Origin of the sequence: Streptococcus infantis (assembly GCF_047465035.1) — a bacterium.
Taxonomy (GTDB): Bacteria; Bacillota; Bacilli; order Lactobacillales; family Streptococcaceae; genus Streptococcus; species Streptococcus infantis_T.
In genome coordinates this window covers 145764-157887 of the sequence record NZ_JASHAQ010000002.1, presented here as the reverse complement: position 1 = coordinate 157887, position 12124 = coordinate 145764, and the positions used below count along the sequence as shown (strand labels likewise).

Below are 12124 nucleotides of genomic sequence, written 5' to 3'. Positions count from 1 at the left end.
TCCAACATAAGATCTAAAAACTAACCTTCAACCCCATTCAAACGTCTCACACTAACTTCCACCATAGCGGAACTTAATCTGAAACGCTTTCAGATGTGGGGATTTTGTGCGCTCTTTTTTTCGATTCTTTTCGGCTACAAAAACGATGAAATCAAGCATTATTAAAACCAGTGGAACTTACCCTGACACGGATTTCCACTGGTTTTTAGGATTTTTATCAGATTAACTTCCACTTCTAATAGCGGTGGAACTTAGTTTGCGAATTTAGCTAGAAAATATGATAGAATAAAATGATAGAAATGAATTAAGGAGAAACCATGTCTGAACTATATGATATTACCATTGTAGGAGGTGGACCTGTCGGTCTTTTCGCAGCCTTTTATGCTCACCTTCGTCAAGCCAAAGTACAAATCATTGATTCTCTTCCTCAACTAGGTGGTCAACCTGCCATCCTATATCCTGAAAAACAAATTCTCGATGTTCCAGGTTTTCCAAACCTCACAGGGGAAGAATTGACTAACCGCCTTTTGGAACAACTTGAAGGGTTTGAGACACCTGTTCACCTCAATGAAACTGTTCTTGAGATTGAAAAAGAGGATGATGTTTTTAAGATTACAACTAATAAGGGAAATCATACTTCTAAAACCGTTATTATTGCTATGGGGGGCGGTGCTTTTAAACCACGTCCACTCGAATTAGAAGGTGTTGAAGGCTATGACAATATCCACTACCACGTTTCTAATATTCAACAATATGCTGGTCAGAAGGTAACCATCCTGGGTGGTGGTGACTCAGCCGTTGACTGGGCTTTAGCTTTTGAAAAGATTGCTCCAACTACACTTGTTCACCGTCGCGATAACTTCCGTGCACTTGAGCATAGCGTACAAGCCTTGCAAGAGTCTTCTGTAACTATCAAAACACCATTTGTGCCGAGTCAACTTCTTGGTGACGGCCAAACTCTTGACAAGCTTGAAATCACAAAAGTCAAATCCGATGAAACCGAAACCATTGAATTGGACCACCTCTTTGTCAACTATGGCTTTAAATCTTCTGTCGGTAATCTTAAAAAATGGGGATTAGAACTGAACCGCCACAAGATTATCGTCAATAGCAAGCAAGAGTCAAGCCAAGCTGGAATTTATGCTATCGGTGACTGCTGCTACTACGAAGGTAAGATTGACTTGATTGCAACAGGTCTAGGTGAAGCACCAACTGCTGTTAATAATGCCATCAACTATATCGACCCCGAACAAAAAGTACAACCAAAACACTCTACAAGTCTATAATGTCAAAATTACAACTTTATTAAAAAATCAAGTGAAATTTCATGATAAAACGCATAATAACAAGTATCTAAAGAACTTGCTATTATGCGTTTTTATGATTTTAAAAACTTTTCCACTAACCACCTTTATTTGCTTTTTATAGAAAGTTTAATACTTATTGATTAGTTTTTTAATATTGCCCCTCATTCCGACATATTCAGACTAACAAACTCTGTGCACCGTATGAGTAATACTAGATAATATTCTATCTTAGTGTAATTTGTAGTGAAAGTTCGAAGTTAACATTTACAAATTGACGTTAAATACAGTTATGAACATGTTATAAAGTTTGATGTTAGGGCTGTTAGATTAATTATTACATAAGTTAAGTGTTAATCTGGCTCATTTATCATTCTGTATCGGTAATATAAATTTAACTTCAGCACCACGACAAGCTTCTCTATTTTTCAAGATTACTGATCCACCATGTAATTTAATTATTTGTTCAGTAATAAATAATCCAATACCATAATTGGTTGCAGAATGCCTGCTATAATCTCCACGATAGAACTGTTCTTTTGCGTGAATTAAATCGATATCAGAAAAACCTTTCCCGTTATCTAATACTGATATTTCTAAAAATTCATCTACAGTTTTTAAATTCAATTCCAATGTAACTATTCCATTATTATTTTCAATTGAATTCGCTAAGACATTTTGCAATGCTCTCTCTAAGAGTTTCAAGTCTACACTCATTATACCATCTTCAACTACTACATTAGTTTTTAGATTGTTAGAATTAATTGACATTAGTTCTTTAGAAACTGTTACCAATTGTTCTGATACAGTTTTTACTGCCAACGATTGTGGCTGGTATTCAGTGGCATTAGAATTCTTATTCATGATTAGAAGTGTTTTTATATATTCAGATATTCTATTGCTATTCCTCAGTATATAATCTATATAAATACTCTGGTCCTCTGTCACAGATGTCTTTTTAAGCAACTCAGCATTTCCTTGAACAATAGATACTGGGGTTTTCAAGTCATGTATCAAAGCAGAAATCTGTTTTTGCTTGTTTTCTTCCTGTATCCACTCTTTGATTAATGACTCTTGCAAAGCATTTCTCATTTTCTCTAAACTAAATAGAACTTCATTAAATTCTTTGACTCTTGAATAATGCAGTTCAAAATCTAAAGTTTGTTCTGATATTTTTTCGGAAGCAGCAAATATAGGTGAGAGTTGTTTCACAAGATATTTAGCCCATACTATTGTAACAACCAATGTATTTAGTAAACTAACTAAAATAAGAATACTGACATACACTACATTGACATTAGGAAAATATTTTGCCATGAATTTATTTGTAAAATAGGGTTTTACTGAATATTGAATAATACAATAACCGTCATTTCGTAAAATTTCTATATAGCTATAAGATGGGGTATTATATACTCTCTCATTATTATAGTATCGAATTGCTCGATCTTCTTCATCTTTACTCATTGAACTAGTAATGATATTTCCATCCTTTGAAATTAATAGATATGAAGCATTATCTGGTATAAGATTTTTATCAAAAGTCTCTGTATTGGCTATCGCATTCTTCCTCTCATAAATTTGATTTTCTGTGTAATCGGCAGGTAAAATAAATCCTAATGAATACATGGTGGTGAACATCAGAATTACTAAACCAACTGAAAGAAACAGTACAATTCCTACACTTATTAGATATTCTAAAAATATTATTCTTAGCGATTGCCCTTTTAATTTTATTCCCATTTATATCCAATTCCCCATACAGTTACAACTGGAGATACACCTTCCTTCTGTAATTTTGCGCGAATATTCTTAATATGTTCTGAAATAGCTGAAGAATTACCAATTCCATCATATCCAAATATCATCTCATAAATCTGTTCTCTTGAAAATACTTGCCCGCGCCTACGTGCCAGAAGTTCACAAATTCGATACTCAGATTTTGTAAAAGGAATTTTCTTATCATTCACATAAATCATATTCGCTGATAAATCAAATCTAATTTTTCCAAGATTTAAACTTAAATGTCTCTCTCGGTTTTCTCGACGTAAATGGGCATCAACTCTCGCAATTAATTCATTTACTCCAAAAGGTTTTAGAATGTAATCATCAGCTCCTGTTGATAAACCCGAAACAATGTCACTTTCCAAAGATTTTGCAGTTAAAAATAAGATGGGACAGTCTACTCTATCTCTAATAGATTTACAATAAGATATACCATCGATTTTTGGCATCATTATATCTAACAAGATTAAATCATACTCTGATAATTTAGAAATAGGTACTTCTGTTGGATTTTGAAAAATATCTACATGATATAATTTTTGTGTTAAAATATTTTTGATTAAGACCAAAAGATCCATTTCATCATCTATAGCTAATATTTTCACCATCTTATTACCACCTTCATTTCTATTCCATATTAGTTCTGCCGTTCCATTTATTAAACCAAATCAAACTTACAAATAACATTACAACTATTATTGGTGTTGCAACTAAAGACCATTTAAAAAATTCAAAATAAAATGAGTTTTCACCTGAAATTTTATCTACAAAATAAAGACCACAAAGCCTTGAAGGCCATGAACTTGGTAAGTAATACCAAATATTATCCCCCATACTTGTAACAGCAAGTAGCGCTATCAAAGTTTCAAAGAAACCAAGACCAATAGAGGCACCACTCCCAAATCTGAGGCTAATAACCAGATGTATTAAATATAACGGAACAACTCCGATAATCATTAAGACTGATTCCAATATCAAATCATAAAATTCTTGATAATTAAAAAACATCAAAAAACTACTTTGGAGTAAAACAAGTGATAGAGATGCACACAACAATAAGGATAATAACTTACCAATATACATACTAGTTCTTGATTGCGAACCAGTTAACATTATCTGAAAACAACCTGCTTCTGCTTCCATTTCTATTACCTTTGCAGTAATAAAACCAATAATAATCGGGAACAATGCACCTAACGTAATCAAATAATTTAATGTGACATCCTCTATTGAATACCTACTTAGGCTCGTAAATTTAAAACCAGCATATATCATAATCACAAATAGTATTGGGAGAAACAGATATAACCAGGGTAACCAAGTATGTTTTATCTTATATAGTTCAGACTTTAAAATATTTATCACTATCCCACCTCCTGTTTTGCAAACCAAATAGATGATAAGTAAGATAATAGAAGAAATAACAGAATTGAGAAGATACATGGAGGCAAAATGGATGTGTTTAACATCATATTTCCTGCATCTGCTGGTAGTCCATTTGGCATAATTTTCAGCATTGGAACCATAGTTCTTATACTCCAACTATATGGGGAAAACAACCAATAATCTCCAGCAGAAAACATAATTCCTAGTACAACACCTAATAAACCATTTATCATAAGACTAGTAGAAAAACCAAACTTTTTAGCTAATAGTAGGCAAAATGGAATTTGCCATATACTTGATACCACTAATACTATACTCGAAACTAATAAAGTACTAAAGCTATAGCTTAAAAATATTTGTTTTCCAAAAATAAATTGCACAATTAAAACTGCTATCAAATGAACCAAACTTGTCATCAGAATCAAATAGCTTGCTACAATAATTTTTGATATCCAAATCTTTCTTAAATCAATACTTAGAGGATAAACTGCCCTATATTTTATTTTTTTATCTTCGTATCGATTCATTAAAGCAGGAATCAGTGCATAAGTAATTGGCATAATTATAGTATACCACCAATTATATGAATCTACTGTAAAATATGGTGGTGCCAGTATATAAGAAAGAATTATCAAAGATATAGGTATTATATAGATTATTTTTTTTAAAAAAGTTCTTTTATATTTTAAATAATCACTAAGGATATAATTTATCATTTTTAATTCTCCTTCTTTACTACTTCCAAAAATAAATTTTCTAAACTTTCTTGAGAGTTTTTTATATCTTGGTATTTTAATTCACCTTCACATATTATTCCGATATAATCTGCAACTTGCTCAACTTCGGAAATGTTATGGCTGGATAGAATTACTGTAATGCCTTGTTTTGGAAAGCCAAGAATCATCTCCCTTAATTCTTGAATTCCCAATGGATCTAAGCCGTTGGTTGGCTCATCTAAAATTAATAATTTAGGATTATTTAACAGTGCTATTGCAATTCCTAATCGTTGTTTCATTCCCAAAGAAAATTTTCCACTTCTTTTTTTACCTGTATTTGATAGACCAACGATTTTTAGAACTTCATCAATTCTTGATTCGGGTAATCCAAGTAACATTGTTCTTACTTTTAAATTTTCTCTTGCACTTAAGTTCTCATATAACGGAGGTAGCTCTATCAAGGCACCAATTTGTTCAAGATCCTTTCTACTCCATGTATGATCATTAAATATAATATCTCCGGACGATTTATGGAGCATTCCTGTTATCATCTTTAGTGTTGTTGATTTCCCAGCACCATTTGGACCAAGTAATCCGTAGATACAATTCTCTTTCACTTGTAATGAAATATTATTCACTACAAGTTGATTCCCAAATTTCTTTGACAAATTCCTTGTCTCTAAAATATTTTTTTCCATTTTGATCCTCCTTAAATTTACACTTCAATAATAAAATATAAATTTAAAGATTTTATAAAGAAAATACATAATTATCTATTAATTTTTAAGAAAACTATAACTACGCAATTTAATGAAGATTAAAAAAAAATTTGAAATTTTTAGTATTCTATCTAGAACCTTAATCTCTTAAAACAACGAATCCTCTGAAAATGAAAATTCTACTGAATGAAACTTCAGTAGAATTTTTTAAATTTATGTGACTATTAGTCCGTCTCGCTCCGTGAGGTGCGAGACAAATAAACCACCCGCTATGCGGGTGCGCATCGAAGGTTATACCAAAAAACTCCAAACGCGATACAATTAAGGTGTTCAAGCCAATTGTAAAACGAAAGGAGAAAAATATGGCACAAAAGGCTCATAGTTTATCGCACACAAAGTGGCATTGTAAGTATCACATTGTGTTCACCCCTAAGTATAGACGAAAAGTTATCTATAATCAATATCGAAGTAGTTTAGGCGAAATATTTCATCACTTTTGTAGTTATAAAGGAGTTGAAATTATCTTGGGTTACTTAATGCCAGACCATGTACATATGTTAGTAAGTATTCCACCAAGGATAAGTGTTTCGAGTATCATGGGTTATTTAAAAGGAAAAAGTGCACTCATGATGTTTGACAAACACGCCAATCTAAAGTACAAGTTTGGGAATCGGCATTTCTGGGCGGAAGGTTATTATGTAAGTACGGTGGGACTCAATGAAGCCACAATAAAGAAATACATTCAGGAACAAGAGCGAAAAGATATTGCTTTAGATAAGTTGAGTGTAAAAGAATATGAAGATCCCTTTAGGGATAGTGGCAAGTAGTACATATGCCTCTTTAAGAGGCTTGTGACGAGTCAAATGCAATAAGGCTTGAACAAAGTGAAAGCCAGCGTCTTTAGGCGCTGGCTAGTTATCTGGGCTTATAGCCATGGTACAAACCACCCGTTTGACGGGTGGTTATGATTTGAGGTTATTTTAAAAATTTTTAAACATCAATCTCGATATATCTTTTTTGAACATCAATATATTATATTTTACAGTTCCTCTGCAATTTTGTTGATCTTTCTCAGGCGATGATTGACACCACTTTTGGTTAAGGGATTTGTCAGACTATCTGCCAACTTTTGAATAGAATAGTCTGGATGCTGAATACGCAGACGGGCAACTTCCTGCAAGTCTGCTGGCAGATTATCCAAGCCAATTCTATCTTTGATTTTACTGATATTATTAATGGTTTTCATACTCGCTGAAACCGTACGTGCAATATTTGCCGTCTCTGCATTATTGGCACGATTGAGGTCATTTCGAGTTTCTCGGAGAATCTTGACACCTTCAAAAGTATCACGTGCCTCCATAGCTCCTACTAAAATCAGGAAATCCATAATATCTTCAGCTCGTTGGAGATAGGTCACTGCACCTTTTTTTCGTTCAATCACCTTGGCATCTAACAAGAACTGCTGCAAGAGCGAAGCAATCCCTTGGGCATGATCTAGATAAACTGAACTAATTTCCAGCTGATACTTGCCTGACTCGGGATCTCGAATGCTCCCGTTTGCTAAAAAAGCACCACAGAGATAGGCACGACCTGCTTCTTCATCTCCTAAAATATCCGGATCAATTCCCGTCTCCAAACCAAAGAAAGAATCAGCCAAACGCAAATCCGCTAAAAGTTCTTGGACTTGCTCATCTGTAAACACAGTATAGACCCGATTTTTACGAAGATTACTTCTCTGATGATGACGAATCTCCGACTTGATACCATAAAAGTGTAAAAACGATTCATAGAGATGGCGGGCAAGCTTGGCACTCTCTGTAACAACGGACAAGGTCAAGCCAGAACTAGACAAACCTATGCTTCCAGACATCTTGATAATAGCTGATAACTCATAGCGACTCAGGTGGTGTTGACCTAGGATTTCTTCTTTTACTGCTACTGTGAAACTCATTTTCTCACCTGTATGATGCGCATTAATTCATCCACGATTAAATCCCCATCATGGAAGGCACCACCATTTTCCAAACGTAGGAAGTTGGATGAAATGACACGGGGAACTTGTTGATGCAAACCGTCAAAATCATGCTCAACCTGTACTAAATACTCATCAAAACGATTGGTATCCATATAATCTCTAGGTACCTTCTCGATATTAACAAGTACTGTATCAATAAATGGTCTACCCAAATGACGATGCAAGACTTCTACGTGATCACTATCTGAGAAATGCTCTGTTTCTCCACGCTGGGTCATGATGTTGCAGACATAGGCAATTTCAGCCTTTGTTTCAAGAAGGGCTTGTCCAATCTCTTCAATGACAATATTCGGCAAAATGGAGGTAAAGAGGGAGCCTGGACCCAAGACAATCATATCACTCTCAAGAATGGTATTCACAACTCGGCGGCTAGCCTGCGGTTTCTCATCGTCTAGAGTGTTGGTGACATAAACATGGTCAATCATGCCTGGATGGTCTGCAATGTGACTTTCTCCAGCTACTTCTGTTCCATCTTTAAAGACGGCATGGAGTGTCAAGGGATGGTCACTAGATGGATAAATCTTTCCTGTCGTATGGAAAAATTTACTCAGTAATTGCATAGCATTATAGGTTGAACCCTGCATTTCAGATAAGCCAGCTATGATAATGTTTCCTAATGGATGACCAGCAAAAGCACCTGCATCCTCAGAAAAACGGTATTGAAAGACCTTTTCATAGAATTTTGGCATATCTGACATGGCCACAAGAACATTACGTAAATCCCCTGGAGGTGTCAACTGTTGAATATTTTTACGCAATTCGCCTGAAGAACCGCCATCATCCGCAACGGTTACAATGGCTGCAATTTCCACATCCTTTTCCCTTAAACTATTTAAAATAACAGGGATTCCGGTTCCTCCACCAATCACCGTAATTTTTGGTTTTCTCATGAACGGTTTACCGTTTCCTTTCTTCGGTCTTTATCACGATGGCTTTCATTTACAGGCCAATTCTTAGACAAATCATTGGCTAATCGTTTGGCAAAGGCAACACTCCGGTGTTGTCCTCCTGTACAACCTACTGCAATGGTTAAAACAGATTTTCCTTCTTTCTTATAGCCAGGTAGGATTGGTTCAATCAAGGCCAACAAATGGCGGTAGAAATCCTCAGATTCCTCATGATTCATAACATAGTCATAAACGTCCTGGTCTTCACCTGTCTGATTGCGAAGTTCTGGTAGATAGTAGGGATTTGGGAGGAAACGGACATCAAATACCAAGTCAGCATCAATAGGAATGCCATATTTAAACCCGAAAGACATAACCTCAATACGGAAGGACTGAGCCTGTTCTTGGTCTGAAAACTGCTCTGCAATGGTCTTACGGAGTTCACGAGGAGTTAACTCTGTTGTGTCAACCACGTTTTGACTCATATTTTTCAAGGGTGCCAAGAGTTCACGTTCCAGCTTAATTCCGTCCAAAATACGACCATCTGCTGCCAGAGGGTGACTTCTTCTAGTTTCCTTATAACGTGCCACCAATTCCTTATCTGCTGCATCCAAAAAGAGGATTTTAAAGTCCAAATCATCTTGATTTTCCAATTCATCCAAGACAGCCTGAATCTCTGAGAAGAAAGAACGACTACGCATATCCACCACTAGGGCCAACTTGTGGTCATCATCCTTGGTCTCAACCAACTGTAAAAATTTTGGTAAGAGGGCAGGTGGCATATTATCAATGGTAAAATATCCTAAATCTTCAAAGGATTGAATGGCTACGGTTTTTCCTGCACCACTCATCCCTGTCACAATCACCAGGTGAAGTTGTTTCTTTGTCATCATTGTCTCCTTATATCAAAAGAAGTTTGGAAGAACCAAACTTCAACTCGCTTATCCAATCTCTGCGATGACTTCAATTTCGACTTTTACATCGCGAGGAAGACGAGCTACTTCTACAGCTGAACGAGCTGGAAATTCCTCTTTAAAGGCTGTTTGGTAAACCTCATTGAAGGGTACAAAATCGTTCATATCGCTTAAGAAACAGGTTGTTTTGACCACATGGTCAAAATCTGTCCCTGCTTCTGCTAAAATAGCTCCAATGTTTTTCAAAACTTGCTCTGTCTGTTCTTGGATCGTTTCTCCTACGATTTCTCCAGTTTCAGGAGATAGAGGTACTTGACCGCTAGCAAACAAAAGATTGCCAACAATTTTTCCTTGAACATAAGGTCCGATAGCCTTTGGAGCCTTGTCTGTATGGATTGTTTTAGCCATTCAATTTCCTCAAATTTTCTCTAAAATAGCATCCCAAGCCTGGTCCATTCCTGCTTTTGTTACGGATGAAAAGAGGATAAAATCATCACTTGGATCAAAGTTTAATTTCTTTTTAATTGCTGATTCGTGCTTGTTCCATTTCCCACGCGGAATCTTGTCTGCCTTGGTCGCCACAATGATGACAGGAATCTCATAATATTTAAGAAATTCGTACATCTGTACATCATCTGCCGATGGATCATGGCGAAGGTCAACGAGACTAACAACCGCTCGTAGATTTTCTCGAGTAGTTAAATATTCCTCAATCATACGACCCCATTTTTCACGTTCCTTTTTGGAAACACGGGCATAACCATAACCAGGCACATCCACAAAACGCATCTTATCATCAATATTAAAGAAATTGAGTAGTTGTGTTTTTCCTGGTTTCCCAGAAGTACGAGCTAGATTCTTACGATTAAGCATGGTATTGATAAAGCTTGATTTACCAACATTTGAGCGACCTGCAAGAGCAATCTCAGGAAGTTCATCTTGCGGATAGTGGGACTTGTTAGCTGCACTCAGCAAAATCTCAGCATTGTGTGTATTGATTTCCATAGTCACCTCTAGGCTGTCTCTAGGATTGGCTTAGCCGTTCCATTGACTGCTTCTTTTGTGATACGAACAGTTTTCACATTTTCTTGACTTGGAACTTCAAACATAACGTCTAGCATGGTTTCTTCGATGATTGAGCGAAGACCACGCGCACCAGTTTTGCGTTCGATGGCTTTGTTAGCAATTTCCTGGAGGGCTTCGTCGTCAAATTCTAACTCAACATCATCATAAGAAAGCAAGGTCTGGTATTGTTTGACCAAGGCATTTCTTGGTTCCTTCAAGATGCGAACCAAATCATCTACGGTCAACTGCTCCAAGGCTGCAAAGACAGGCAAGCGTCCAATTAACTCAGGAATAATTCCGAACTTTTGAATATCTTCTGCGATGATTTCTTGCATATAAGAGCTGTTTTCGTCAATAGCCTTGTTGTTTTGTCCAAAGCCGATAACTTTTTCACCAAGACGCTGTTTGACAATCTCTTCGATGCCATCGAAGGCACCACCCACGATAAAGAGGATATTCTTAGTGTCCACTTGAATCATTTCTTGTTGTGGATGTTTGCGTCCGCCTTGAGGTGGCACGCTAGCTACAGTTCCCTCGATAATCTTGAGGAGGGCTTGTTGCACACCTTCACCAGAAACATCACGTGTGATAGAAACGTTCTCGCTCTTCTTAGCAATCTTGTCGATTTCGTCTACGTAGATAATTCCACGTTCTGCACGTTCGATGTTAAAATCAGCTGCCTGCAAGAGTTTGAGGAGGATATTTTCCACGTCCTCACCTACATAACCAGCCTCAGTAAGGGCTGTTGCATCAGCAATAGCAAATGGTACATTCAAACTTCGAGCAAGAGTTTGAGCAAGGAAAGTCTTCCCTGAACCAGTTGGACCAATCATCAAAATGTTTGACTTTTGCAAATCCACATCTTCTGATTCTTCACGAGTGTCATGGAAATTGATGCGTTTGTAGTGGTTATATACAGCAACTGCCAAAGCACGTTTGGCACGATCTTGACCAATCACATAGTGGTTCAAGATGTTTAAGAGTTCGATTGGTTTTGGTACTTCAGACAAGTCTGCCAAGACTTCCTCAGCCAACTCCTCACGAATAATTTCCTGGGCCAACTCCACACATTCATTACAGATAAAGGCGTTGTTCCCAGCGATTATTTTTTTAACTTCTTCTTGGCTTTTGCCACAAAATGAGCAATAAACCATCATATCATTTTTCCTATTTGTAGGCATGATTCCCTTCCGTTCTAAATGATTTTTCTATCTAAAATAAGGTCATATAAAAAGCATGAATGCTATTCACCAAGTTTGTAAAAGCATTAAGCCAAAGTAGAGTAGCAAGTCCGTAGCGCTTTTTACGAAAAG

General features: G+C 36.3%; 13 protein-coding genes. 2 read left to right on the top strand and 11 right to left on the bottom strand.

Annotation, left to right across the window (positions count from 1 at the left end; all coding sequences use genetic code 11):
* Positions 1-317 precede the first annotated feature (317 nt).
* Positions 318-1286, top strand: coding sequence for an NAD(P)/FAD-dependent oxidoreductase (locus tag QM406_RS01625; RefSeq protein WP_045763532.1), 969 nt, complete (start codon positions 318-320; stop codon positions 1284-1286).
* 381 nt (positions 1287-1667) lie between these two features.
* On the opposite strand, the gene QM406_RS01620 is transcribed toward QM406_RS01625, so the two are convergent.
* Genes QM406_RS01620 through QM406_RS01600 form a run of 5 tightly spaced genes read right to left on the bottom strand, consistent with a single transcriptional unit; the run spans position 1668 to position 5889 of the window.
* On the bottom strand, positions 1668-3047 hold the full coding sequence (locus QM406_RS01620) for a sensor histidine kinase (RefSeq protein WP_414273222.1): 1380 nt from the start codon (positions 3045-3047) through the stop codon (positions 1668-1670).
* Positions 3038-3697: a response regulator transcription factor gene (locus QM406_RS01615; RefSeq protein WP_414273221.1), complete on the bottom strand. Its 660-nt coding sequence runs from the start codon at positions 3695-3697 to the stop codon at positions 3038-3040. Before QM406_RS01615 ends, QM406_RS01620 begins: the two co-directional genes overlap by 10 nt.
* 19 nt (positions 3698-3716) lie before the next feature.
* Entirely contained in the window at positions 3717-4454 is a 738-nt protein-coding gene (locus tag QM406_RS01610) for a lantibiotic immunity ABC transporter MutG family permease subunit (RefSeq protein WP_414273220.1), read from the bottom strand.
* Positions 4454-5191, bottom strand: a complete 738-nt coding sequence (locus QM406_RS01605; RefSeq protein ID WP_375555737.1) for a lantibiotic immunity ABC transporter MutE/EpiE family permease subunit — start codon at positions 5189-5191, stop codon at positions 4454-4456. Before QM406_RS01605 ends, QM406_RS01610 begins: the two co-directional genes overlap by 1 nt.
* 2 nt (positions 5192-5193) lie before the next feature.
* Complete coding sequence (locus QM406_RS01600; RefSeq protein WP_371620441.1) at positions 5194-5889, bottom strand: lantibiotic protection ABC transporter ATP-binding protein; 696 nt, start codon at positions 5887-5889, stop codon at positions 5194-5196.
* Positions 5890-6272: 383 nt separating this feature from the next.
* Here QM406_RS01600 and tnpA point away from each other — a divergent pair, with 383 nt between their 5' ends.
* Positions 6273-6737, top strand: a complete 465-nt coding sequence (gene tnpA / locus QM406_RS01595) for an IS200/IS605 family transposase (protein WP_414273219.1) — start codon at positions 6273-6275, stop codon at positions 6735-6737.
* Between the two features lie 212 nt (positions 6738-6949).
* On the opposite strand, the gene whiA is transcribed toward tnpA, so the two are convergent.
* Genes whiA through clpX form a run of 6 tightly spaced genes read right to left on the bottom strand, consistent with a single transcriptional unit; the run spans position 6950 to position 11992 of the window.
* Positions 6950-7861 (bottom strand): DNA-binding protein WhiA, encoded by a 912-nt coding sequence (gene whiA / locus QM406_RS01590; RefSeq protein ID WP_414273218.1) that lies wholly within the window; start codon positions 7859-7861, stop codon positions 6950-6952.
* The gene (locus QM406_RS01585) at positions 7858-8835 is read right to left on the bottom strand and encodes a YvcK family protein (RefSeq protein ID WP_414273217.1); all 978 of its coding nucleotides are present in this window, start codon (positions 8833-8835) and stop codon (positions 7858-7860) included. The genes whiA and QM406_RS01585 overlap by 4 nt, the downstream gene beginning before the upstream one ends.
* On the bottom strand, positions 8832-9722 hold the full coding sequence (gene rapZ / locus QM406_RS01580) for an RNase adapter RapZ (RefSeq protein ID WP_414273216.1): 891 nt from the start codon (positions 9720-9722) through the stop codon (positions 8832-8834). Before rapZ ends, QM406_RS01585 begins: the two co-directional genes overlap by 4 nt.
* 51 nt (positions 9723-9773) lie before the next feature.
* Complete coding sequence (locus QM406_RS01575) at positions 9774-10154, bottom strand: RidA family protein (RefSeq protein ID WP_001140420.1); 381 nt, start codon at positions 10152-10154, stop codon at positions 9774-9776.
* A gap of 9 nt (positions 10155-10163) precedes the next feature.
* Entirely contained in the window at positions 10164-10751 is a 588-nt protein-coding gene (yihA, locus tag QM406_RS01570; protein ID WP_049548566.1) for a ribosome biogenesis GTP-binding protein YihA/YsxC, read from the bottom strand.
* An 8-nt stretch (positions 10752-10759) separates the two neighbouring features.
* A complete protein-coding gene (gene clpX / locus QM406_RS01565) occupies positions 10760-11992 on the bottom strand; it encodes an ATP-dependent Clp protease ATP-binding subunit ClpX (RefSeq protein ID WP_371559818.1) in 1233 nt (410 codons plus the stop codon).
* Positions 11993-12124: the final 132 nt, after the last annotated feature.

Coding starts and splice junctions, on each gene's coding strand:
- whiA (WP_414273218.1), bottom strand. CDS start 7,861: ATGAGTTTCACAGTAGCAGTAAAAGAAGAAATCCTAGGTCAACACCAC.
- QM406_RS01625 (WP_045763532.1), top strand. CDS start 318: ATGTCTGAACTATATGATATTACCATTGTAGGAGGTGGACCTGTCGGT.
- QM406_RS01575 (WP_001140420.1), bottom strand. CDS start 10,154: ATGGCTAAAACAATCCATACAGACAAGGCTCCAAAGGCTATCGGACCT.
- QM406_RS01605 (WP_375555737.1), bottom strand. CDS start 5,191: ATGATAAATTATATCCTTAGTGATTATTTAAAATATAAAAGAACTTTT.
- QM406_RS01600 (WP_371620441.1), bottom strand. CDS start 5,889: ATGGAAAAAAATATTTTAGAGACAAGGAATTTGTCAAAGAAATTTGGG.
- QM406_RS01585 (WP_414273217.1), bottom strand. CDS start 8,835: ATGAGAAAACCAAAAATTACGGTGATTGGTGGAGGAACCGGAATCCCT.
- clpX (WP_371559818.1), bottom strand. CDS start 11,992: ATGCCTACAAATAGGAAAAATGATATGATGGTTTATTGCTCATTTTGT.
- yihA (WP_049548566.1), bottom strand. CDS start 10,751: ATGGAAATCAATACACACAATGCTGAGATTTTGCTGAGTGCAGCTAAC.
- rapZ (WP_414273216.1), bottom strand. CDS start 9,722: ATGACAAAGAAACAACTTCACCTGGTGATTGTGACAGGGATGAGTGGT.
- tnpA (WP_414273219.1), top strand. CDS start 6,273: ATGGCACAAAAGGCTCATAGTTTATCGCACACAAAGTGGCATTGTAAG.
- QM406_RS01620 (WP_414273222.1), bottom strand. CDS start 3,047: ATGGGAATAAAATTAAAAGGGCAATCGCTAAGAATAATATTTTTAGAA.
- QM406_RS01615 (WP_414273221.1), bottom strand. CDS start 3,697: ATGGTGAAAATATTAGCTATAGATGATGAAATGGATCTTTTGGTCTTA.